Source organism: Methylobacterium sp. BTF04 (genome assembly GCF_010692745.1).
In the GTDB taxonomy this organism is placed as follows: domain Bacteria; phylum Pseudomonadota; class Alphaproteobacteria; order Rhizobiales; family Beijerinckiaceae; genus Methylobacterium.
The window spans coordinates 53,360-74,342 of sequence record NZ_JAAHTB010000005.1; the positions used below are offsets into that span (position 1 = coordinate 53,360).

At 66.6% G+C, this 20,983-nt stretch carries 23 protein-coding genes; 13 read left to right on the plus strand and 10 right to left on the minus strand.

From position 1 onward, the window contains the following. Nucleotides 1–459, plus strand: coding sequence for a peptidylprolyl isomerase (locus G3T14_RS04830; protein ID WP_163640592.1), 459 nt, complete (start codon nucleotides 1–3; stop codon nucleotides 457–459). A 70-nt stretch (nucleotides 460–529) separates the two neighbouring features. Here the strand turns inward: G3T14_RS04830 and mobA are convergent, their stop codons facing one another. Further along, complete coding sequence (gene mobA / locus G3T14_RS04835; protein ID WP_163640594.1) at nucleotides 530–1,153, minus strand: molybdenum cofactor guanylyltransferase MobA; 624 nt, start codon at nucleotides 1,151–1,153, stop codon at nucleotides 530–532. Between the two features lie 15 nt (nucleotides 1,154–1,168). Next, nucleotides 1,169–2,305, minus strand: coding sequence for an Mrp/NBP35 family ATP-binding protein (locus G3T14_RS04840; protein WP_163640596.1), 1,137 nt, complete (start codon nucleotides 2,303–2,305; stop codon nucleotides 1,169–1,171). A 452-nt stretch (nucleotides 2,306–2,757) separates the two neighbouring features. Here G3T14_RS04840 and G3T14_RS04845 point away from each other — a divergent pair, with 452 nt between their 5' ends. The 3 genes from G3T14_RS04845 (at nucleotide 2,758) to G3T14_RS04855 (ending at nucleotide 5,999) form a co-directional block, all read left to right on the plus strand. Beyond that, the gene (locus G3T14_RS04845) at nucleotides 2,758–3,924 is read left to right on the plus strand and encodes a GGDEF domain-containing protein (protein WP_163640598.1); all 1,167 of its coding nucleotides are present in this window, start codon (nucleotides 2,758–2,760) and stop codon (nucleotides 3,922–3,924) included. A gap of 122 nt (nucleotides 3,925–4,046) precedes the next feature. Further along, a complete protein-coding gene (locus tag G3T14_RS04850; RefSeq protein WP_163640600.1) occupies nucleotides 4,047–4,550 on the plus strand; it encodes a pyridoxamine 5'-phosphate oxidase family protein in 504 nt (167 codons plus the stop codon). Between the two features lie 156 nt (nucleotides 4,551–4,706). After that, nucleotides 4,707–5,999, plus strand: a complete 1,293-nt coding sequence (locus tag G3T14_RS04855) for a nicotinate phosphoribosyltransferase (protein WP_163640602.1) — start codon at nucleotides 4,707–4,709, stop codon at nucleotides 5,997–5,999. A gap of 7 nt (nucleotides 6,000–6,006) precedes the next feature. Here G3T14_RS04855 and G3T14_RS04860 read toward each other — a convergent pair whose 3' ends face one another. Further along, nucleotides 6,007–7,101 (minus strand): methyl-accepting chemotaxis protein, encoded by a 1,095-nt coding sequence (locus G3T14_RS04860; protein WP_163640604.1) that lies wholly within the window; start codon nucleotides 7,099–7,101, stop codon nucleotides 6,007–6,009. Between the two features lie 365 nt (nucleotides 7,102–7,466). On the opposite strand from G3T14_RS04860, the gene G3T14_RS04865 reads away from it, so the two are divergent. The 3 genes from G3T14_RS04865 to hisN all read left to right on the plus strand — a co-directional run bounded on the left by G3T14_RS04865 (nucleotide 7,467) and on the right by hisN (nucleotide 11,205). After that, the gene (locus G3T14_RS04865) at nucleotides 7,467–8,225 is read left to right on the plus strand and encodes a 5-oxoprolinase subunit PxpA (protein WP_163640606.1); all 759 of its coding nucleotides are present in this window, start codon (nucleotides 7,467–7,469) and stop codon (nucleotides 8,223–8,225) included. A 121-nt stretch (nucleotides 8,226–8,346) separates the two neighbouring features. After that, nucleotides 8,347–10,314 carry an AI-2E family transporter gene (locus tag G3T14_RS04870; RefSeq protein ID WP_163640608.1) on the plus strand — a complete coding sequence of 656 codons (1,968 nt, stop codon included), beginning with the start codon at nucleotides 8,347–8,349 and terminating at the stop codon, nucleotides 10,312–10,314. A 102-nt stretch (nucleotides 10,315–10,416) separates the two neighbouring features. Next, nucleotides 10,417–11,205 carry a histidinol-phosphatase gene (gene hisN, locus G3T14_RS04875; protein ID WP_163640610.1) on the plus strand — a complete coding sequence of 263 codons (789 nt, stop codon included), beginning with the start codon at nucleotides 10,417–10,419 and terminating at the stop codon, nucleotides 11,203–11,205. Nucleotides 11,206–11,278: 73 nt separating this feature from the next. Here the strand turns inward: hisN and G3T14_RS04880 are convergent, their stop codons facing one another. After that, the gene (locus tag G3T14_RS04880) at nucleotides 11,279–12,274 is read right to left on the minus strand and encodes an alpha/beta hydrolase (RefSeq protein ID WP_163640612.1); all 996 of its coding nucleotides are present in this window, start codon (nucleotides 12,272–12,274) and stop codon (nucleotides 11,279–11,281) included. Between the two features lie 179 nt (nucleotides 12,275–12,453). On the opposite strand from G3T14_RS04880, the gene G3T14_RS04885 reads away from it, so the two are divergent. Beyond that, the gene (locus G3T14_RS04885; protein ID WP_163640614.1) at nucleotides 12,454–12,927 is read left to right on the plus strand and encodes an Hsp20 family protein; all 474 of its coding nucleotides are present in this window, start codon (nucleotides 12,454–12,456) and stop codon (nucleotides 12,925–12,927) included. Between the two features lie 324 nt (nucleotides 12,928–13,251). Here G3T14_RS04885 and G3T14_RS04890 read toward each other — a convergent pair whose 3' ends face one another. Together G3T14_RS04890 and G3T14_RS04895 are read right to left on the minus strand one after the other, a co-directional pair. Next, nucleotides 13,252–13,551: a hypothetical protein gene (locus G3T14_RS04890; protein WP_163640616.1), complete on the minus strand. Its 300-nt coding sequence runs from the start codon at nucleotides 13,549–13,551 to the stop codon at nucleotides 13,252–13,254. 83 nt (nucleotides 13,552–13,634) lie between these two features. Further along, the gene (locus G3T14_RS04895; protein ID WP_163640618.1) at nucleotides 13,635–14,090 is read right to left on the minus strand and encodes an RNA polymerase subunit sigma-70; all 456 of its coding nucleotides are present in this window, start codon (nucleotides 14,088–14,090) and stop codon (nucleotides 13,635–13,637) included. 320 nt (nucleotides 14,091–14,410) lie between these two features. Between G3T14_RS04895 and G3T14_RS04900 the strand changes: the two genes are divergently transcribed. Both G3T14_RS04900 and G3T14_RS04905 read left to right on the plus strand, forming a co-directional pair. Then, on the plus strand, nucleotides 14,411–15,277 hold the full coding sequence (locus G3T14_RS04900) for a Kdo hydroxylase family protein (RefSeq protein ID WP_163640620.1): 867 nt from the start codon (nucleotides 14,411–14,413) through the stop codon (nucleotides 15,275–15,277). A 36-nt stretch (nucleotides 15,278–15,313) separates the two neighbouring features. Next, nucleotides 15,314–15,613, plus strand: a complete 300-nt coding sequence (locus G3T14_RS04905; protein WP_163640622.1) for an antibiotic biosynthesis monooxygenase family protein — start codon at nucleotides 15,314–15,316, stop codon at nucleotides 15,611–15,613. Between the two features lie 39 nt (nucleotides 15,614–15,652). Here G3T14_RS04905 and G3T14_RS04910 read toward each other — a convergent pair whose 3' ends face one another. Beyond that, nucleotides 15,653–15,892 (minus strand): hypothetical protein, encoded by a 240-nt coding sequence (locus G3T14_RS04910; protein ID WP_163640624.1) that lies wholly within the window; start codon nucleotides 15,890–15,892, stop codon nucleotides 15,653–15,655. Nucleotides 15,893–16,150: 258 nt separating this feature from the next. Further along, a complete protein-coding gene (locus G3T14_RS04915) occupies nucleotides 16,151–16,492 on the minus strand; it encodes a hypothetical protein (protein ID WP_163640626.1) in 342 nt (113 codons plus the stop codon). Nucleotides 16,493–16,736: 244 nt separating this feature from the next. Here G3T14_RS04915 and hemC point away from each other — a divergent pair, with 244 nt between their 5' ends. Next, nucleotides 16,737–17,660: a hydroxymethylbilane synthase gene (gene hemC, locus G3T14_RS04920; RefSeq protein WP_163640635.1), complete on the plus strand. Its 924-nt coding sequence runs from the start codon at nucleotides 16,737–16,739 to the stop codon at nucleotides 17,658–17,660. A gap of 7 nt (nucleotides 17,661–17,667) precedes the next feature. Here hemC and G3T14_RS04925 read toward each other — a convergent pair whose 3' ends face one another. Further along, nucleotides 17,668–18,723, minus strand: coding sequence for a GSCFA domain-containing protein (locus G3T14_RS04925; protein ID WP_163640637.1), 1,056 nt, complete (start codon nucleotides 18,721–18,723; stop codon nucleotides 17,668–17,670). Nucleotides 18,724–18,807: 84 nt separating this feature from the next. Between G3T14_RS04925 and G3T14_RS04930 the strand changes: the two genes are divergently transcribed. Continuing rightward, nucleotides 18,808–19,800 (plus strand): WcbI family polysaccharide biosynthesis putative acetyltransferase, encoded by a 993-nt coding sequence (locus tag G3T14_RS04930; protein WP_163640638.1) that lies wholly within the window; start codon nucleotides 18,808–18,810, stop codon nucleotides 19,798–19,800. A 79-nt stretch (nucleotides 19,801–19,879) separates the two neighbouring features. Here the strand turns inward: G3T14_RS04930 and G3T14_RS04935 are convergent, their stop codons facing one another. Continuing rightward, nucleotides 19,880–20,275, minus strand: coding sequence for a response regulator (locus tag G3T14_RS04935; protein ID WP_163640640.1), 396 nt, complete (start codon nucleotides 20,273–20,275; stop codon nucleotides 19,880–19,882). A 65-nt stretch (nucleotides 20,276–20,340) separates the two neighbouring features. On the opposite strand from G3T14_RS04935, the gene G3T14_RS04940 reads away from it, so the two are divergent. Then, complete coding sequence (locus tag G3T14_RS04940; protein WP_348645209.1) at nucleotides 20,341–20,763, plus strand: Hpt domain-containing protein; 423 nt, start codon at nucleotides 20,341–20,343, stop codon at nucleotides 20,761–20,763. The last annotated feature ends 220 nt before the right edge of the window (nucleotides 20,764–20,983 follow it).

Consider the following 20,983-nt stretch of genomic DNA (forward strand, 5'->3'; position numbering starts at 1 on the left):
ATGGCAGACACGGAAACCCTCATCCTCGAGACCACCAAAGGTCGCGTCGTCATCGGCCTGCGCCCGGATCTGGCGCCCAACCACGTCGAGCGTCTCAAGACGCTGGCCGCGCAAGGGTTCTATGACGGCGTGCCGTTCCACCGCGTCATCGACAACTTCATGGCGCAGACCGGCGACCCGACCGGCACCGGCTCGGGCGGTTCGGACCTGCCGGACCTCAACGCCGAGTTCAACGCCGAGCCGCACGTGCGCGGAATCTGCTCCATGGCCCGCACCAACTTCCCGCACTCGGCCAACTCGCAGTTCTTCATCTGCTTCGGCGATGCGCGATTCCTCGACAAGCAATACACCGTCTGGGGTCAGGTCGTTGAAGGCATGGATATCGTCGACACCCTCAACAAGGGCGAGCCGCCGCGCTCCCCCGACAAGATCGTCAAGATGACGGTCGGCGCCGCGTAAGGCCTCTTCGGACTCTTTCAAAGGAAAAGGCGTCCGCACGGCATCGTGCGGACGCCTCTTTTCGTTTGGTCTATGGATCCGCCGACCGGGTGAGGGCACGCTCCGCCCGTGCCAAGTCGTCCGGCGTGTTGACGTTGAGAAACGGGTCGACCGGTTCGGCCGGCCAATCCACTTGGCTCACCGCATGCCGGTCGAGGAACGCGCCGACCCTACGGCCGCCTTCGGTGACGAGGAACCGGCGTAGATCGACCCGCAGGGCGACCGGCCAGAGCCCGATGGTGAAATGCGCCCGGCCATCGGACGCTGCGATCGCGATCTCCGTCCCGGAGCTTCCGCGTACGGCCTCGAGTCGTTCCACCAGATCGGGCGGCAGGAATGGCGCGTCGCCGGTGACGCTCGCCACCGCGACGATGTCGGGATAATGGGCAGCGGCATGGTCCAGAGCCGCGAGGAGACCCGCCAGGGGCCCCGGATGGTCCGGCAGATCGTCCCGGACGATCATGCCGGGGAAACCGGCGAACCGCGTCGGGTCTCCGTTAGCGTTGAGGATCAGGCCGGCAGGGCATTGGCGAGTGAAGCGCTCCACCACCCGGTCGAGCAACGGGCGGCCGCCCAGGGTCAGCAGCGGCTTGTCGCCCCCGCCCATGCGCCGCGACAGGCCACCGGCGAGAATGACGCCGAGGACCGGCGGCATGGCGACGGTCCCGACCTATTCGATGACGATACGGGGTGCTGCGCGGGTCGGAGGCGCATCGGTCCCGGTGAGGTTCGACCAGAGCTTCTTCGCGATATCGCGGTAGACCTTCGCATGCGGCCCGTCCGGCGCCACCGCCACCACGGGGCGGCCGGCATCGGAGCTCTCGCGGATGGTCATGTCGAGGGGCACCTCGCCGAGAAACGGCACGTTCAGACGCTCCGCCTCGGTGCGTGCACCGCCATGACCGAAAATGTCGGAGGCATGCCCGCAATTCGGGCAGATGAAGGTCGCCATGTTCTCGATCACGCCGAGGATCGGCACCGCGACCTTGCGGAACATGGTCACGCCGCGGCGCGCGTCGATGAGGGCCAGGTCCTGCGGCGTCGAGACGATGACGGCACCCGAGAGCGGGGTCGCCTGCGCCATGGTCAGCTGCGCGTCGCCAGTACCCGGCGGCATGTCGACCACCAGAATGTCGAGTTCGCCCCATGCGACCTCGCGCAACATCTGGGTGATCGCCGACTGAACCATCGGTCCGCGCCAGATCATCGCCGTCTCGGCCTCGATCAGGAAGCCGATGGACATCACCTTGATGCCGAAGCCCTCCATCGGGGCGAGCAGACGCTCCTCGATGACCTTGGGCTTGCCGGACAGGCCGAACAGCTTCGGAACGGACGGCCCGTAGATATCGGCATCGAGCAGCCCGACCTTGAGCCCTTGAGCCGACAGCGCCAGCGCCAGGTTGCAGGCGGTGGTGGACTTGCCGACGCCGCCCTTACCCGACGCCACGGCGACGATGTGACGAACCCCTGGCAGCGCCGGGCCGGTACGCGGCGGCGGAGCGGCACGGCCGGGGGAGGGCGGCGGCGGCGCGGTGGACTGAGCCGGGTGGTTGGGACCGCGCTCCGAGGTCAGGCTCGCGAACACGCCGGAGACGCCAGGAGTCGCCAGAATGGCGCCTTCGGCGCGGCGGCGGATCGGCTCGAAGCGTTCGGCTTCGCTCGGATCGATCAGGATCGAGAACATCACCCGGTTCGTCGGATCGACCACCACCTGCGACAGGCGGCCCGAGGCGGGCAGGGTGGTGCCGCCGGCATCGACCGTGACGGCCGACAAAATCTTCAGCACGTCTTCGCGGGTGATCGCCAAGGGTCAGGCTCCTCGCGCGCGAAGACGGTGAGTCACGGCTCCGGCGCAGTCAAATCGTCGAGACGCGCCACGGATCGGCCCGGAAGCCTCACTCCGTGCGCGCAGGTGATCTATGCGACGGCATGGGGAGAGGCAAGCATAACCGGTCCGGTGCGCTGTCAGGTCTCGACGCCATTTGCGTCCGGTTCCGGATGTCCTTCTTCCGGATGTGCTTCACCGATCGAACGAAGCCGCCGGATCGACGCAACGTTTCGTTAGCCAAATCGACGATGTCCGTTCGACCAGCTTGAGCAGGACGGGCAGGAGCTGCGTTCGGTCGGTGCGGCACTGGACGATCGCTGCGGAACCGACCCTCGAGACGAATCGGATTACCCTTGTTCAAGTGGTTCAAAGCCCGTTTCACGCCTCCGGCCCCGAATCGCGCACTCGAGATCGAACACGCCGACCTCTCCATGACGCGCCCGCTGCTGCGTTTTTCGCGGGCCGCTTCGGCGCGCTACGAATTGGATACCGGAGTCGAACGCGGCCTCCACCTGCGCCAGACGATCCTCATCGGGCTCTTGTTCTACAACGCCTCGGGCTTCGCCACCTTCCTGCTGATGCCGGACGTTCTGGTCCTGGCGCTGGTGCTGCGGCTGCTTGTGGTGACTCCGGTCTGGCTCCTGCTCGCCTGGAGCGTCACGCGGGTCGGCGGAGCGATGCGCGAGCGGCTGGTGACGGCCGGGATGCTCGGTGCCGTCGCCGTCCCGATTCTGCTGTTCGGGCTCTCGCGCCATCCCTTGAGCGGCTATGGCTATCTCGAATATCCGCTGATGCTGGTCTTCGGCGGCATGATGCTGGTGCTGCGTTTTCCGCACGCATTGATCGTCACCGGTGCGGCGGCGGCGATGTCGCTCGCCAGCATCGCCGGGCGTTCCGACATCCACCCCGAATTGGCCGGTTCGTTCGCCTTCCAGACGGTGACGGCAAGCTTCTTCGTGCTCTACGGCAACTTCCAGATCGAGGCCGTGCGGCGTGGCGCCTACATCGTCTCCCTGCGCGAGATCCTGCGGTCGATCGGGCTGGAGAACGACCGGCGAACCCTGACCACCTTGTCCGAGACCGATCCGCTCACTGGCCTGGCCAATCGGCGGGCGCTCGATGCCGGTCTCGCCGCGCTGACGGATGCGATGCCGGTGCAGACTGCGCTCCTGATGATCGATGTCGACCACTTCAAGCGCTTCAACGACTCGTATGGTCATCCGCGCGGCGATGATTGCCTGCGCGCCGTGGCCACGGCGTTGGCCGAAGAAACCCGAGGCAGCCAGGACCTCGTAGCGCGCTATGGCGGCGAGGAATTCTCGATCCTGATGCGCGGGTGCGACGACATCGAGGTCGAGCGCATCGCCAGACGTCTGTTCGCAAGGATCGCGCGGCTGGGCATCGCCCATCACGGACGGGGCGACGGCCTGCAGAGCATCACGGTCAGTATCGGTGTCGCCGTCCTGTCCGCGGGACATCGCACAAGGCCGGGCGAACTCCTGGCGGTTGCCGATGCCGCCCTCTACGAAGCCAAGCGCTCGGGCCGCAACCGGCATGTCGTCCGCTGGGTCGATGACCGCGCGCGCGCCGCTGCGTGAGTCGCGGTGCGCCGCCGAAACCATTGCTCTCCTGGCTCGTTGAGCAAGCGACCCGAGCGGGAGCGTGCGAAACCCAGTGCGCTCGCGGGACACTGTTTTGACGAGTTGGAGATCTTCCCCACATGCACCAGGGCAATCACCGCGACCACGAGGGCGCGAAGAAGCTGTTCGAGCTGATCAAGGACATCAAGGTCGCGATGCTGACCACAGCAGACCCGGACGGAAAGCTCTACAGCCGCCCGATGTGGAGCCAGGACACCGACGAGAGTGGCGACATCTGGTTCTTCACCAAGCTGCATTCGCCCAAGACCACCGAGATCAGCAAGGACAACCAGATCAACCTCGCCTACTCGGACCCGTCGAGCCAGACCTACGTGTCGGTGGCCGGCAAGGCCGAGATCGTCACCGATCAGGCCTTGATCGACGACAAGTGGAGCGAGAGCATGAAGACCTGGTTCCCGAACGGGAAGGACGATCCCGAGGTCGCGCTGATCCGCGTCCACCCCGAGAAGGGCGAATACTGGGACAGCCCGAACTCCACGATGCTGCACCTCTACGGCTACGTGAAGGCCTCGCTCACCGGTGAGTCGCCGAAGACCGAGACCAAGAAGGTCGATCTCGCCTGATCCGTATGGATCGCGCGATTCCAAGGGTGGCGTGCCGGCCGGCGCGCCACCCTTTTTCGTGACGTGAGCCCGATCACGACCGATTGACTCGGACCGGACCGCCATGCGCCTCTGAGCGCGAGCGGGCGACGGGCCCCGCGCCGGTTCGGACCAACCATGCTCGACCTCGCGACGCGGGTGTACAACCACAGCTTCAAGATCGATCCGATCGTCCGGTCGCTGCTAGACACCGATTTCTACAAGTTGCTGATGGCGCAAACGATCTTCCGTCGCCATCGGGACGCACGCGTCACATTCGGCATTCAGAATCGCTCCAAAAGCGTGCGCCTCGCCGATTTCGTCGATGTCGGCGAGTTGCGCGAACAGCTCGATCACGCACGGACCATCGGCTTGAGCCGCGGCGAGTCGACCTGGCTGCGGGGAAACACCTTCTACGGCCAGCGCCAGATGTTCGCGTCCGATTTCATGGATTGGCTCGAAGGCTTCCGTCTGCCGGATTACGAGCTCGAGGCCCGGGACGGTCAATACGTCCTGACCTTCCACGGTGCCTGGATCGAGACCACCATGTGGGAGGTCCCGGCCCTCGCCATTCTCAACGAATTGCGCGCGCGCGGCGTCGTGCGCCGCATGGGGAAGCTCGAACTCCAGGTGCTCTACGCCCGGGCCATGACACGGGTCTGGGAAAAGATCGAACGTCTGAAGACCCTGCCCGACCTTTCCATCGCGGATTTCGGGACGCGCCGCCGCCACGGCTACCTCTGGCAGGATTGGTGCGTCGAAGCCATGCGGTCCGGCCTCGGAGACGCGTTCCTCGGCACATCGAACTGCCTCATCGCCCTGCGCCGGGAGGTCGAAGCCGTGGGCACAAACGCCCACGAACTGCCGATGGTCTATTCGGCACTGGCCGACGGTGACGACGCCCTCGCCCGAGCGCCCTACGACGTCCTGGCCGACTGGCAGCAGGATTATGCCGGCAACCTCCTTGTGATGCTGCCCGACACCTACGGCACTACCGGGTTCCTCGCCCACGCCCCCGAGTGGATGAACAGCTGGACCGGCATCCGCATTGATTCGAAGGAGCCCATCGCCGGCGGCGAGGAGGCAATCGCGTGGTGGAAAGCCAGAGGCACCGACCCCCGTGACAAGCTCGCGATTTTCTCCGACGGTCTCGACATCGACACCATCACGGCGATCCACGCGCATTTCCATGGGCGCATGCGGATCGGCTACGGCTGGGGCACCCTGCTCACCAACGACTTTCGTGGGCTTGTACCGGAGGGGCGTCTCGATCCGATCTCCATCGTCTGCAAGGTAATCGCGGCGGATGGGCGCCCCACCGTGAAGATCTCGGACAACCCATCGAAGGCGATCGGACCCGACGACGAGATCGCACGCTACCGGCGCGTCTTCGGCATCGGCGAACAGGAGGCGATGCCGGTCTTCGTGTGAGGGACGATCAGGTGCGGGTCTTCCGCACGATGACACCGTACCAGCCGAGCCCGGCATAGGTCTCGTAGCCGGGCGTGCGGTGGAAGGCGGTCACGGCGCCCGAGGCCGGGTCGTGATCGGCTCCGCTCATGCGCGGTCCCGGCCGGAAAGGCAGGGTTTCGCTGAGAACACCGTGGCCATCGGATGCGGCGAGCACCCGGTGGCGCGCATCGACGAGGAGGACCCGCGTCCGCTCGCGGTCCTCGGGCGAGACGCGGACGCCCGCGACGATGGCGCGAGCCTGCGCCTCCCAGTCGAAGTGGATCGCCAGAACGCCGATGGCGGGCGCCTTGGACCGGCCGTCCGCGCGGATGCTCGCGCAATAGGTCGCGACCTGGGCACCGCCGAGGTGGGACTGCCGCGCCACGTCGGCGGCGACATAGCCGTCGCCGTCGGGCAGGGCGTTCGCCCGACCGAACCAGGGCTCGTTCGCGACAGTCCGTCCGATCACGTCGGGATAGCGCCCGGGGCGGCCATGCGCGAGCACCACCCCGTCCGCAGTGCAGAGCCAGAGGTCGAGATAGACGGTGTAGGCATCGAGGATGATGCCGAGACGCTCCTGGGCATGGGCCACCCGCTCGGGCGTCGGGTCGGCCGCGCACGCGACGAGGGCCGCATCGGTGGCCCACCATCGCACGTCGCAGGTCCGCTCATACAGATTGCGGTCGATCAGTTCGACGGCATTGAGGGCGAGATCGATCAGCCGATCGTCGCGGGACCGATCGGACAGGGACTCGACCTGGGCCTGGAGCGTTGCGATCCGGTCGGACAGCTCGGCTTCCAGCGCCTTGGCGATGGCCTCGACTTCGGAGCCGATCTCCCGGACCTCCTGCGCCACCACCGAGAAGCCGCGTCCCATCTCGCCGGCACGGGCAGCCTCGATCAGCGCATTGAGCGCCAGCATCTTCACCTGTCCGGTAATGCCCTGGATGCGCCGGCTCTTGTCCAAGGAAATCCGCCTCAGCGCGGCGATCTCGGCCGCGACGTTGCTCAGACTGATCGCACCCGCCACCGGCGAGAGAAGGTCCACACGCTCCTCGGGCAAAGCCGCCAAATCCGTCATAAGCCCCATCGCCAGCCGCGTTATTCTCAGCGGTTATTGAATAAATATCCATAAAATACTGTTAATATGCGCTTTTTCTCTCATGAGCGCTCGCTTCCATTGCTAATAATTAAATCTACTTTTTTATGTCGCAACATAGTAATCCAGTCAGATTTTTACAATTTGAATGTACAGCGATAACTGGGTAATTTATCCCGCTACAACTAAGATCGATATTATGATGATATATAAGCATCGTCGAATTTTTTGAATGGTCTCGATGCGGTCGCTTTCATCGACAGTCCGTGGATCTTGAACCTTTCACAGGTTCGGATCATCCCAGACAGGCTGGGCCCGTCGAACGGGTTCCCCGGCCGGAGGAACGCATGCGGATCGATCTCAACGCGGATCTCGGCGAGGGTTACGGCCCCTGGACCATGGGCGACGACGCCGCGCTCCTCGACATCGTCACCTCGGCCAACGTCGCCTGCGGCTTCCATGCGGGCGATCCGGCGATCATGGTCGCCACCGCCGCAGCCGCGAAGGCACGCGGGGTCGCCATCGGCGCCCATCCCGGCTTCCACGATCTGCGCGGGTTCGGCCGCCGCCCCATTCCCACCAGCGCGAGCGAGATCGAGGCCGACGTCGCCTACCAGATCGGCGCGCTCCAGGCCTGCGCTGGGCTCGCGGGCCACCGCGTCACCCATGTGAAGGCGCACGGGGCGCTCGCCAACCTCTCCAACGCGGAGGAGTCCGTAGCGTGTGCCTTCGCGCGGGCGGTGCGGGGTGTCGACCGCAATCTCGTCGTCATGGTGATGCCGGGGCTCGCCGCCGAGCGGGCGGCGGAGCAGGCGGGCCTGCGAATGGTGCGGGAGATCTATGCCGACCGCGCCTATGCCGAGGACGGGCAGCTCGCTCCGCGCGGACAGGCCGGCGCGGTGATCTCCGAGTCCGGCCAAGTCGCGGAGCGGACCCGGCGCATGGTGGAGGAGGGCGCGCTGCTCACCGTGTCGGGACGCCTGCTTCCGGTGACGATCGACACGGTCTGCGTTCACGGCGACGATCCGCACGCGGTGGCCACCGCACGGGCCGTCCGCCACGCTTTGGAGAAATCCGGCCTCACCCTGACGTCGTTCATCGATTGATCACGCGGCCGTCATCGATGGCGGGCGATCGAGGGATCGTTTTGTATTCAACCACCGTTGCTGACCGTGACGACCCATCCGCGGTGGTCGCGCGTAACGTTAGCGTCGAGACGGAACCGGCATGGCGACGAGACCGAGTACGAACGCTCCACTGATCCCACCGCGGCCGACACGGATCGCAGCGGCCGAGACGCCGTCACCGACCCTGACCTCTCCGCTCGTGGTCGCGGCGCTGATCATCGCCGGCCTATATATCGGGCGCGACGTCCTGATCCCCATCGCCATCGCGATCCTGTTGTCCTTCGTCCTCGGACCGCTGGTGAACCTGCTGCGGCGCTGGCATTTCGGGCGGTTCCCCTCGGTGGCCGCCTCGGTCCTGATCGCGCTCGGTGTCGCCGGCGCCTTGGCTACGCTGATCGGGGTCCAGCTCGCCGATATTGCCGGTGACGTGCCGCGCTATCGTTCCACCATCGAGCACAAGGTCGAGGGACTGCGCGATACGCCGGCCGGCCGGATGGCAGACTACGTCGCCAGCATCGGCCGGACAATGCCTCAGGACGACGCCAAGCCGACGCCCAAGCCGACACCGGAATCCAAGCCTGCGCCCAAAACCGCGCCGACCGCCGCACCTCCGGAAAAGGCGGTCCTGGTCGAGGTGAAGGATCATGCACCGGATGCGATCACCGTCGCCGGTACCCTGCTGTCACCGATCCTGCATCCGCTCGCCACCGCCGGCATCGTCTTCGTGGTGCTGCTGTTCCTGCTGATGCAGCGCGAGGATCTGCGCGATCGGATGATCCGGCTCGTCGGCTCCTCCGATCTGCATCGGACCACCGTGGCGATGGACGACGCCACCCGGCGCCTGAGCCGCTACTTCCTGGTTCAGCTCGCTCTCAACTGCGCCTTCGGTCTGGTGATCGGGATCGGCCTGTACTTCATCGGCGTGCCGAACCCGGTTCTGTGGGGCATCTTTTCGGCGCTGATGCGATTCGTGCCGTATATCGGCGCCGTCGTCTCGGCGATCTTCCCCCTGGCGCTCGCGGCCGCCGTCGATCCCGGCTGGTCGATGCTGATCGCGACGCTGATCCTGTTCCTGATCCTCGAGCCCCTGGTCGGCCACTTCATCGAGCCGATGCTCTATGGCCAGTCCACCGGCATGTCGCCGTTCGCGGTACTGGTCTCGGCCCTGTTCTGGACCTGGCTGTGGGGGCCGGTGGGCTTGCTGCTCTCGACCCCGCTCACCGTCTGCCTCGTGGTGCTGGGCCGCCACGTCGACAAGCTCGAATTCCTGGATGTCCTGTTCGGCGACCGGCCGGCCCTGACGCCGGTGGAGAACTTCTACCAGCGCATCCTCGCGGACGACCCCGACGAGGTCCAAGAGCATGCCGATCTGATCCTCAAGACCTGTTCGCTCACCGCCTATTACGACGAGGTGGTGATCAAGGGCCTCGAACTCGCCGCCCGCGACGCGGCCCGCGGGGTCCTGACCTCCGAACAGAAGACCGATATCCGCGGCAGCGTCGCCGGGCTGATCGAGGAATTGGCGGAGCGTGACGACGTGAAGGTCGAGACCGGCCGGTCCGATCCCGACGCGCCGGAGGCCAAGCAGATTTCCGCCGGCTGGCAGCAAGACGGCGCCGTTCTGTGCGTGGCCGGCCGCAGCTTCGTCGACGAATCCGCCTGCGCGATCCTGGCGCAGCTTCTCGCCAAACGCGGCATCGGCGCCCGAACCGTCGCCTTCTCCGACGTGGCGCGGGCACGGATCGACGCTTTCGATCCGGGTTCCGCGCGCTTGATCTGCGTCGTGTCGACGGCGATCAGCGGCGAGCCGACCCATCTGCGCCGCCTCGTCGAACGGCTCAAGCGCCGAATGCCCGACGCCAGGATCGTCGTCGGCCTTTGGCAGGCCGAGGATGCGGGTGTCGACGACGGAGCCCAGCGCCAAGCGATCGCGGCGGACGTCCACGTCTCGTCCCTGCGCTCGGCGGTGGAGGCGGTGATCGCGGCGACCGAGGGACAGGCCGCCTCCGCCCCACGCCCGGCCGATCGCGGGGCAGACCACCCGGTCGCCGCCCCGGTGACGGTCTAGCACCGTCGCCGTTTCGTGCGGCGAGGGGTTGACGCTGGGCTGCCGCATCCGCTTCGCTCGCGGTCGGCCCGCGGGCTACCGCACAGCAACGGAGCTACCCCGATGAGCGTCGTCGATCTCGCGCGGTTCATGGACGATCTCGCCACGGAATCGGGGCAGGCGATCCTGCCATTCTTCCGCGCCGCGTTCGGGATGGACGACAAGACTCGCGGCGCCGGCGCCTTCGACCCCGTCACCGAGGCCGACCGTGCGGCGGAAGTCACCATGCGCGGGATGATCCGGCGAACTTTCCCGACCCACGGCATTCTCGGCGAGGAGTTCGGCTCGGAGAATCTCTCGGCGGAGTGCGTCTGGGTGCTCGACCCCATCGACGGGACGCGGGCCTTCGTGTCCGGCCTGCCGACCTGGGGCACGCTTATCGGCCTCACCCGCCACACCGAGCCGGTGCTCGGGCTGATGCACCAGCCTTATCTCGGCGAGCGCTTCTCCGGTGACGGCGCCAGCGCGCATTTCCGCTCGGCCCGCGGCGAACGCACCCTGCGCACGCGCCGCGGTGTCAAGCTCAATGAGGCCGTCCTCGCCACCACCGATCCACGGCTCTTTGCCGACGGCGACGAGAGCGCGCGCTTCGCTGCCGTCGAAGGTAGCGTGCGGATGTCGCGCTACGGCACCGATTGCTACGCCTATTGCATGCTGGCGGCCGGCCAGATCGACCTCGTCGTCGAGGCCGGGCTGAAGCCCTACGACATCGTCGCCCTCATCCCGATCATCGAAGGAGCCGGCGGGGTGATCACGGCGTGGGATGGCGGAACCGCCTCCCAGGGTGGCCGCATCGTCGCCGCCGGCGATCGAGCCCTGCACGAGGCCGCGCTCCGCCACCTGAATCCCTGATCGACCGACCCCTCCATCCCGACGGGCTGTGACGGTCGGTTGGACCACCTAGGTCCGCTCACGCGAGGCAGTCTCAGACGTCGGCGGATACCCGTTCTGGTCCGTCGGCAACCGACGAGTCCGCGATCGCGGTGCCGGGTACGAACGCATCGAACGCGGCCCAGAAGTCCTCGCGGATCGGATCGCGCTCGGACAGGATTTCGTGGCGCGCATCGGGCAGCACCACGATGTGCCCCGCCCGCAGACGCTGGGCGAAGCGTTCGGTGGCCGCCGTGTCGCAGACGGGATCGGCTCCGGCGCCGACGATCAGCGTCGGGAGGGCGATGGCCCCCGGTACGCGCCGGTTCGCCAGCCTGTCCATGGTCCGGAACGCTCCAGCGAGCCAGGCGATGCTCGGATCGCCGACGGCGCCGGAGCCGACGGCGCGCGCAGCCGCCGCGTTGCGGGCGTAACGCGCCGGGTCGCCCGACAGGCGATTTCCGGCGAACGGCTTCGTTGCGATCGAGATCGCAGAACCGAACGGGATATAGCGCCGCCCGAGACCGCCGGCGTGGAGCAGGCGCGCGAGAACCGAAGCGCCCGCCGGCCAGCGCACCATGCGGATCGCCAGCATCGGCGCCAGGGCGACGATGCGACTGAACGGCAGCCAGCCCTCGACCGCCCCGGTGAAGGCGACGGCGCCCCCCATGGAATGGGCGAGGCAGACATGCGGCGACGGCATCGCCGGACGCAGGATCGCGTCTTCGATCGCCTTGAGATCGCGACGATAATCGTCGAAGCGGGCGACATGGCCGCGATGCGCATCGTCGATCTGACGCTGCGATTCGCCCTGCCCACGCCAGTCGAACGCGACGACGGCAAAGCCCCGGCCGCGCAGCTCGGCGATGGTCTCGTAGTATTTCTCGATGAACTCCGCCCGGCCCTGGAGCAGGCAGACCGTGCCCTTCACGGTGCGGGTGGTTGGACGCCAATGGGCGGCGCGCAGTTCGAGCCCGTCATCGGTGCGCACCGATTTGAGGGAGCCACCGGGCGGGACCGGGTTGTCGGGTGTCGAGCGCAGCGTCAGCATCGGCAGGTCCTGAAGCGAGGAAGACCTGCGAAAATCCCGCAGGCGAGGCGGCCCCAGGCTCTTGCAGGCCGTTGAGACCACTCCGATATCATGGAGGCACCGGCCAATACCGCGGTGCGACAGGTCCGGCCCTTGGGCGGACCGAGTCTAAACATGTTGCTTCTTATGGAGAATATGTCATGCGCCAGTTCGATCTTGCTCCCCTCTATCGCTCCACCGTCGGCTTCGACCGTCTGTTCTCGGCCCTCGACCAGTTCGTGAGCACCGATGCGGTCCCGACCTACCCGCCCTACAACATCGAGCGCACCGGAGAGAACGCCTACCGGATCACGGTGGCGGTGGCCGGCTTCACCGATTCCGATCTCGCGATCGAGGTGAAGGAGAACGCTTTGACGCTGAAGGGAGAGCGTAAGGCCGATCCCAGCAAGACTGTGGAGCTCCTGCATCAGGGTATCGCCGCACGCGGCTTCGAGCGTCGCTTCCAGCTCGCCGACTACGTCCAGGTGACGGGCGCGGTGCTGGAAAACGGCCTGCTCCATATCGATCTCGTCCGCGAAATTCCCGAGGCGAAAAAGCCCCGTCAGATTCAGATCGCCACCGGCCGCGCTGCAGCCGCCCCGGTGATCGAAGGCACGGCCCGCCAGGCCGCCTAACCCCTGTCGGAGTGTTCCGTACGACCGCCCCGGCCGCAAGGCCGGGGCGCTTTCACGTCGGACGCGTTTTTCGAGACGTCGCCGTTATCCTGCTGAGCCGCAGCGCACTGGAGGGCTCCTTCGAGGCCGCTGCGCGGCGCCTCAGGATTGGTCGTTTGGGATGATCGACAGGATAATCGTGGATGGAGTTTCCGACGCTAACTGGTCCGTCAGACTGTTGCGGCCGATGCGGCATATCAGGGCCCGATCGCATTGGAACCGGTGGGGCGATCCATCTGTAATCGCCCCGCCGGAACGGATCATAGTCAACTAGGCGGATAAGCGTCAAAACCCATCGCCGAACCGATCACCGAGACCCGGCTCCCTGCAGCGATAGCCCACAAAACAGTTCGGATTGTCCTTGGCCGGCACGAAGGCCGGGATTGTGATCTCGGTGATCTCGCAGAAACCTCGGTCGCGGACGAAGCGATCGTATGTCGGCCCGCCGGTACCCAGAACGATGCCGCCCTGCCGGGTCACCGTGCCCTTGGCCTGAGCGCAAGACATCTCAGTGGTCGACGCGCGTTGGGCGCTGGCCGGACAAACGCCCAGCACCAGAAGCATCACGGCGATGCGACGAACCATTCTGTTTTCCCATCCTCGACGCGAATCCGCGGCACGGATGGGACAAACGCCGAACCGGGTCGGCCCGTTGCGTCGCCCGGTTTTCAGAGATCGCCGAAGACGAGTTGTCCCTGCGGGCTCTGGCGACGCGGCGGGGCCGCGGTCTTCGGCCGTCTTGCAGAACTCTTGACCGAGGGCTTCGCTACCGTGCGCTGGCCCGATGGCTCGCCGCGCAGACGCGCCTTCGCCTTGTCGCGGGCGATGGCCTCCGGAGCATGGGGATCGTCGTTGAGCCACTTGCCGCGCTTGATCACCTCGTTGACCCGGCCTTGATTGACCCCGACCTTGAACGCGATCTCCTGCTGGGTCATGCCGGTGGAAGCGTGCATATCGAGGATCGCGCGGGCGAGTTCGGGCGTCATCTTCTGGCCCGTCAGCCGACGTGCCGGTTTGATCGTGCGCACGGCGCGGTCACGGTCGCGCAGCCGCTCCAAGAGGGCGAGCGCCATGAGCATCCCATGCTCGCGCAACGATTCCTCGAATTCCTTGAGCGTCGCCATCGTCGGGCATCCTCGCCGCCGGGCTGCGGACCCTCGGCTCTCGATCAAACGTGCCGGATCGCGTCGCGGTTGCGCCGGCTTTGCGGATGATGGTTGAGCCTGCCCGACAGTGCTGACAACCGCCTGCATCAGTCATCCACCGCTATTCATGCGGTTTACTGATGGCGTCTTGCTCTTGAGCGTCGACGCGCGCGACGAGGCATGCCGCGCTGGCACGGCATCGAATTGCGACGGAGACCTTTGGCGCAGGATGCGCTTGGTATCGGCCGGGCCGTTCGGGTAAAGCGTGTCCACCTGTGGCCTTCAGGACGTTTCCTTCGATGATCAGCCCGATCCTTTCCGTGCCCCGCGACGGCCCGGCGCCCGGCGCGCCCGCACTGGTCGACGCCCTGGAGAACGGCGCGGTGCTGGTTTTCCCCGATCTCGACTTCCCGCTCGACGCATTCGAGCAGCGCTTCGTCGAGCGTCCGTTCGCCGACGGCAAGGCCAAGAACGTCAATATCCGCGGCGCGGCCGCGACCCTCAAGGGTGCCGCCGGCAGCCCCGAGGAGCAGGAGCGCCTGCGCCAGGTCCTGATCCGCTACCGCACCTTCGCCCAGGCGCTCGTCGACCGGTATCTGCCGGCCTATACCGGCAAGGTCTCGCTCGCTGGCACGTCGTACCGCCCGTTCGACGTCGACCGGCGCAAGCTGAGCTGGCGGCGCGACGACACCCGGCTCCATGTCGACGCCTTCCCGTCGAACCCCATCGGCGAGAAGCGAATCCTGCGCATCTTCCGCAACATCAATCCGAGCGGTCAGCCGCGGTTGTGGCGCGTGGGCGAGGACTTCGCCTCGATGGCGGAGAAGTTCGTACCCAAGCTACCGGGCTATTCGCCGCTCTCGGCGCGCCTGCTCGCGGCCCTGCGCATCACCAAGGCGAAGCGCTCCGAATACGACCACCTGATGCTTCACCTGCACGACGCCCTCAAGCAGGACATGGCCTATCAGGCGAGCGCGCCACAGGCCGATGTGCGCTTCACCCCCGGTCAGACCTGGGTGACGTTTTCGGACCTCGTGATGCACGGCGCCATGGGAGGACAATACATGCTGGAGCAGACCGCCTACCTGCCGGTGGCGGCCCAGGCCGACCCGGAGCGCAGCCCGCAGCGTATCCTGGCCCGGACGCTCGGCCGGCCGCTGCAATAACTCTCCAATTCCTCTCGCTTAAGGGACCAAAGCACTATGATCCTCGAAATCGCGCAGATCGACGTCAAGGCCGGCATGGAGGCCGAGTTCGAGGCCGGCATCGCCAAGGCCTCCGCAATCTTCAAGGTCGCCAAGGGCTGCCACAGCTTCGCGCTCCGCCGGTCGGTGGAGAAGCCGCAGCGCTATCGGCTGCTCATCGAATGGGAGACCCTGGAAAACCACACGGTGGATTTCACCGGCTCCCAGGCCTGGAAGGATTACCGCGCAATGGTCTCGCCGTGCTTCGACGCGCCCCCGAGTGTCGAGCACACCGAATTGGCGCTCCAGGCCTTCTGACCCCACGATTTTGGACGGCCGACGGCGCGGATTCCACGCTCAGCGGCCGGAATTGCGGACTATCATCTTGAGGCGGCTGTCGAGCTTCTGCCAGCGCGCCTCGATGCCCCGGGCCGTACACGCCCGGATCGTGTCGCCGACGAAGAAGCCGACGGTGCGCTCGCGCTCCCGGCACTCGACATAGGGCGGCACCACCACGACGAGCGGCACCGGCGTCGCGATCATGACGATGTCGAGAAACAGCGACATCTTCCAGCCGATGGCAAAGACGCGTTTCACGCCCGTGTCGGGTTCCGCCCAAAGCCGCGCGACGCCGGGCTGGCGTCCACGAGAGGTAAAAGGTGGCGCGGCGCGGAGTCTCGCGACGAGCGCCTGATGCCGCGCCTCGTCATCGGGCTCTGCCGCAGCGGCAGAATCTCCGGCCTCCGCGCGCACCATTCCCTCGGAGACGTGTTGCATCGGTCCTCGCTCGCCGAGACTCGGCAGTCTTTCGTGAACCATCTCCGCGTCGCGAGACGACGCGTCGGAGGTCGTCGCCTATCGAAGGTGGTCTGAGATCGTCCGGAAGGTGCCTTCCAGAGCCGAGGATTGGGTCATGAGGCCCTGACGCGCACAGGCGGTGCTGCGCAGGATTTCGGGGATCATCGATGTCGGTGACCGCCGCGAGCAATCCGTCGTCATCGCCACCGCACCGAGGATCGCCATCGGCGCAAACATCAATCCGAGCCGCACCACGAGCCGTCTTCCAAAGCCGCTGCGCTCCCGCTTCTGCCTCGGCCTCTCGTCACGGCGCACGGACGGCTCGGGCCGAGCGTCGGGGGCGACATCGCGCGCTCCGAAGGTCTCGACATAGAAGGCTTCGAGCTTGCTTGGTTTCATCCGCCAGCGTCCGAGAGGTCGTGAGAGAAAGACTAAGCGAGCGCGCGATAATTTTCGCCTAAACTCGGTGCTCTCACCGCCTGTGGCGTCTACGCATGGTTTCCCAAGTCCTGCATCGATCGGGACAATTCGACGGACCCATCGACCTTCGATCGGGGCCGGCGTTTTGCAGCGCACCGGTGACAGATTTCGCAGGACTGCGTACCAGGGGCGGGTCCGCAATCTGTCCGAGCGTGCCAAGCCCATGATCCAGCGCCCCCTCCGTATCGGTACCCGCGGCAGCCCGATGGCGTTGGCCCAAACCGGGATGGTGCGCGACCAGATCGTCGCCGCCAATCCGGGCCTTCAGACCGAGATCGTCGTGGTCAACACGGTGGCCGACCGCATCCTCGACCGGCCGCTCTCGGAGATCGGCGGCAAGGGCCTGTTCACCAAGGAACTGGAACAGGCCCTCTACGACGACACGGTCGACGTAGCGGTCCACTCGATGAAGGACGTGGAGACGTGGCTGCCCGATGGCCTCGTCATCGCCTGCATCCTGGAGCGCGACGACCCGCGCGACGCCTTTCTCTCGCCACGCGCCGCGGGCTTCTCCGATCTGCCCGCAGGGTCCCGCATCGGAACTTCGTCCCTGCGCCGTGCCGCCCAGGTGCTGATGCGCCGGCCGGATCTGCGCATCGTGCCGCTGCGCGGCAACGCCAACACCCGCATGCGCAAGCTGGAGGAGGGGACCTGCGACGCGACGCTGCTGGCCTTGTGCGGCCTGGAGCGTCTCGGCATGGCCGAAATGGCGCGCTCTGTCCTGTCGGTGGACGAGATGCTGCCGGCAGTGGCGCAGGGCGCCCTCGGCATCGAATGCCGCGAGGCCGATTCCGAGGTGCGCGCCCTGCTGGCGCCGCTGGTCTCGTCGCGGGCCACGGCGGAACTGGCAGCCGAGCGCGGATTGCTCGCAGAGCTCGACGGATCGTGCCGGACACCCATCGCGGCGCTCGCCCGGATCGAGGGCAACACCCTCAATCTCGACGGCCTGCTGTTTCTCCCCGACGGCAGCGCCCACTGGGCGGTGCAGCGCTCCGGCCTCGTCGCCGATGCCGCCCGGATCGGGGCGGAGGCGGGCGCCGAACTCAAGCGCGCTGCCGGCGACACCTACGCGAAGCACCTGCAATAGGCTGGCGTCAGGCGAGGCTGCGCTCGATCGCCTCCTCGTCGCAGATAATTCCTGCAGCGCGCGCGTATTCGAACCCGAGCGGGCTCGTGACGATGGAGCGTTCCGCCGTCTCGGTGAAGGCGTCGAGGAAGACCCGCATCACATGGGCGACGGCGGCCGGGGTTACCGTACGCAGATCGTCGTCGTAATAGCGCGCGGCATTGGCCGTGCTGGTGACGATCTCGTAGGAGGGAAAATAGATCGCCCGCGGTTCGGCCGCGCAGACCTCCTCGGCCGCCACCCGCAGGGCCGCCTTGCTGTAGGCGTTCGAGACCAGGACGTGCCGGTCGGCGTAGGACGCGATGAGCGGGACCGGCGAGACCGTGAGGATCACCCGTGCGCGCGGGTTCACGCCGAACAGCCGGTCGAGGAAGACCAGCATGTCGGCACGGACCTCCCCCGCCCGCGCGTTGACGAAGGCGTAGGTCTCCGGATCGAAGCTTCCGCCGATCACGCCGGGGGCGACGGGGAGCATCGCCCCGTCCGCGCGGTGCATCCAGCCCTCCGTCAGGCCGAGGGTGAATACGAACACATCGAGGCTTTCGAACATCGTCCTCACGGCCGCGAGATGGTCGGCCCGCGACGCGGCGAGTTCGGATTCGTCGGCAAAACCCTCGGGATCGATGCCGGGACGGAACGGATCGACGAGGCGCCCGTCCGGCCGCGCCCAGGCCGACAGCTCCGGGGTAAAGCTGCCATAGGCCCGATCGAACAGCTGCAGGAGCTGGCGCGCCGTGTAGACGTTGCCGTAGCGCGCCGAAAAGGTGCCGTACTGGCGCGTCGCCGCGATCCCGGCCGCCAGATCCGATGGGGCCATCTCGGCCAGGTAATGGTTGAAGCCCGCCTCCGACAGCGCGCGGGCGACATGCTGGGCAAAGCAGCTTCCGGCGGTGGCGACGCGGGCATCCCGCGTGATGGTGAAGCGCGCGCTCGGTCCGGGCGCCAGTGCGAAGGGGGGAACCCCGGCCACGACCTTGCGCCAGAATCGCTCGGCCGGTAGATCGGCATAAGGGTTTTTCACCACGGCGGCATCTCCATCCGAGCGCACACGACATTGCCGCGCAAGATCGCCTCACACGGCCGCACCCTCGCACGATCGGTCTCTTCGATGCGATCCTGGGCGGGAGCGTGGCGCCGCAGGCCTCCGGACGATGGGTCCGCCCCGAAGCGTACCGGCGCGCGCATCGCGGTCATCGGCAATTGCCAGGCCGACGGCATCGCGCAATCGCTCCGGCTGCTCCTGCCCGACGCGGCGGTAAGCCTTCTCCCGGTGGCGTCGCTGGCGCGAAATCACGGCAGCCTCGACCGGTTGACGGACCACCTGATCGGGTTCGACCACGTCTTCTCGCAGTTCTTTCCCGAAGGCTTCGTGGAGGGCGGCAACGTCCATGCGCTGGCCGCCGGAGATTCGCGGTTCCGGCTGTTCCCGACCATCCTGTTTCCCGGCTTCCATCCCGACATGGTGCATGTGGGCGATGTCGAAGCGCTCTCGGCAGCCCGCCTGGTGTCGTCGCCGGTGGGGCCGTACCACTCGGCGATCGCGCTGTGCGCCTATCTCGAGGGCCTCGACGTCGACGCCACCGTGGCCCTGTTTCGGGACGCGGTCTTCGCCCGGCTCGGCTATTACGCGGCCTGGGACGACGCGACGACCTATCTGCTCGGCAGTGCCCGCGATCTCGCCTTTCCCCTCGACCGCGACTTCGCGCTCTGGACCCGGCGGGGCTGCTTCATGCACGTCCTCAATCATCCAAAGCTGTTCGTTCTCGGCGATGTCGCCCGGCGCCTCGCCATTGAGGCCGGCCTCGCGCCGCTTCCGGTGGCCGTGGAGGATTACCTCGCCGACGAGCTGGCGGCCGATGCGGTCTGGCCGCTCTATCCCGAGATCGCAGCGCGCTATGGCCTCCGGGGCGCCACGCTGTTCAAGCGCAAGGGGCGCCCCGGTGCGGTGCCGGTGCTCTTCGATCTCCCCGCCTTCGTCGCGGCCAGCTTCGCTATCTATGCCTGCTACCGAGTGGAGGCCCTCGCCTGCGGCCGGGTCGAAGCGTGGCGGCAAAGCGAAGCGGTCCGCGCGCTGTTCCACGGCGCCGACACCGCGGCGTGACCGTGCAGCAACTTCGCGGGATTCGGGCGCCGGATCGCGCGACGAAATCCGATCATCCCAAGCGATAAATCGACACGACTCAGCCCACGGCACGCAGTGGTGAGACAGCGGCCGCGCCCATCATCATCCGGGCGATGGCGACGACATCGTGCATGCGAAACGGCTTGCGCAGGAAGATGCTGCCCGGCACCGAGCGGCGATCGATGCGCCCTGCCGTCGAAGCGTAAATGACCGGGCGGTCCGGATTCACCGTGCGGTAGGCATCGGCCACGGTCCAGCCGTCGATGAGGCCCGGCAGGTTGATGTCGGTGAGCAGCCAATCGAGCTTGGCGCCCTTTTCGCGGATCAACGCCAGTGCGGCTTCGCCGCTCGATGCCGCGACGACCTGCGCACCCTCTCGTTCACAGAGCGTGGTGAGCATTTCGAGGAGGAGATAGTTGTCCTCCACAACGAGAACCTGTCGTCCGTTCGCCATAAGTGCCACCAACTCTTTGCAGAGATGAATCAGTCAGATAATGGTTAAAGCCCGATCAACATGAGGTGTGGATCATCGACTTTGAGCCCCTGCAAGCAGCCGTGGACATGACGATGCCGGACCGTCCGTCCTCAGAAGAGGTTTCGTTGCAGGCCGTTGAGGATCACCCGATCTACGATTCCGATACGCTGGCGGAGCTCGAGGTCATGTTCGGCCGCTCGCACCTGATGGACCTTCTGTCCCGTCTGAAGGTCGAGATCGGCAGCCGCCTGAACGGTTCCGCCTCGGATCGCGCCACCCTCGGGCATGATGCCCACACCCTGCTGTCGGTCAGCGGCTCCCTCGGTTTCACCGATCTGTCGCGGCGGTGCTTCGAGATCGAACGGGCCTGCCTGCGTGGCGAAGACCTCGCCGCGCCGCTTCACGCAGCCCGTATGGCGGCCGCCGGTGCGATACGGGCGATCACGGACCTGGAAACCCAGGGCTGACACAGCCTGTTGCCGGGGCGCAACAGCTTGGCCGTAACGGGTCAGGGCGACCCGATCGCCGCGGCCGTGCCGCAATGTCCGAAGACATCCTGGCTCGGCTGAAGGCATGGATTCTCTGTGTCCGCTAACACATCCCGGATCTTTGATCAGCCGATCGCAAGGCTCCGTCAAGGTTGACGGAACCTTCGCTTAACCCCGCCGGACTAGACACGGCGCAACC

Excerpts from the sequence above, each read along its gene's own strand:
- G3T14_RS04830 (WP_163640592.1), top strand. The coding sequence starts at position 1 with ATGGCAGACACGGAAACCCTCATCCTCGAGACCACCAAAGGTCGCGTC.
- mobA (WP_163640594.1), bottom strand. The coding sequence starts at position 1,153 with ATGCCGCCGGTCCTCGGCGTCATTCTCGCCGGTGGCCTGTCGCGGCGC.
- G3T14_RS04845 (WP_163640598.1), top strand. The coding sequence starts at position 2,758 with ATGACGCGCCCGCTGCTGCGTTTTTCGCGGGCCGCTTCGGCGCGCTAC.
- G3T14_RS04850 (WP_163640600.1), top strand. The coding sequence starts at position 4,047 with ATGCACCAGGGCAATCACCGCGACCACGAGGGCGCGAAGAAGCTGTTC.
- G3T14_RS04855 (WP_163640602.1), top strand. The coding sequence starts at position 4,707 with ATGCTCGACCTCGCGACGCGGGTGTACAACCACAGCTTCAAGATCGAT.
- G3T14_RS04860 (WP_163640604.1), bottom strand. The coding sequence starts at position 7,101 with ATGACGGATTTGGCGGCTTTGCCCGAGGAGCGTGTGGACCTTCTCTCG.
- G3T14_RS04865 (WP_163640606.1), top strand. The coding sequence starts at position 7,467 with ATGCGGATCGATCTCAACGCGGATCTCGGCGAGGGTTACGGCCCCTGG.
- G3T14_RS04870 (WP_163640608.1), top strand. The coding sequence starts at position 8,347 with ATGGCGACGAGACCGAGTACGAACGCTCCACTGATCCCACCGCGGCCG.
- hisN (WP_163640610.1), top strand. The coding sequence starts at position 10,417 with ATGAGCGTCGTCGATCTCGCGCGGTTCATGGACGATCTCGCCACGGAA.
- G3T14_RS04880 (WP_163640612.1), bottom strand. The coding sequence starts at position 12,274 with ATGCTGACGCTGCGCTCGACACCCGACAACCCGGTCCCGCCCGGTGGC.
- G3T14_RS04885 (WP_163640614.1), top strand. The coding sequence starts at position 12,454 with ATGCGCCAGTTCGATCTTGCTCCCCTCTATCGCTCCACCGTCGGCTTC.
- G3T14_RS04890 (WP_163640616.1), bottom strand. The coding sequence starts at position 13,551 with ATGGTTCGTCGCATCGCCGTGATGCTTCTGGTGCTGGGCGTTTGTCCG.
- G3T14_RS04895 (WP_163640618.1), bottom strand. The coding sequence starts at position 14,090 with ATGGCGACGCTCAAGGAATTCGAGGAATCGTTGCGCGAGCATGGGATG.
- G3T14_RS04900 (WP_163640620.1), top strand. The coding sequence starts at position 14,411 with ATGATCAGCCCGATCCTTTCCGTGCCCCGCGACGGCCCGGCGCCCGGC.
- G3T14_RS04905 (WP_163640622.1), top strand. The coding sequence starts at position 15,314 with ATGATCCTCGAAATCGCGCAGATCGACGTCAAGGCCGGCATGGAGGCC.
- G3T14_RS04915 (WP_163640626.1), bottom strand. The coding sequence starts at position 16,492 with ATGAAACCAAGCAAGCTCGAAGCCTTCTATGTCGAGACCTTCGGAGCG.
- hemC (WP_163640635.1), top strand. The coding sequence starts at position 16,737 with ATGATCCAGCGCCCCCTCCGTATCGGTACCCGCGGCAGCCCGATGGCG.
- G3T14_RS04930 (WP_163640638.1), top strand. The coding sequence starts at position 18,808 with ATGCGATCCTGGGCGGGAGCGTGGCGCCGCAGGCCTCCGGACGATGGG.
- G3T14_RS04935 (WP_163640640.1), bottom strand. The coding sequence starts at position 20,275 with ATGGCGAACGGACGACAGGTTCTCGTTGTGGAGGACAACTATCTCCTC.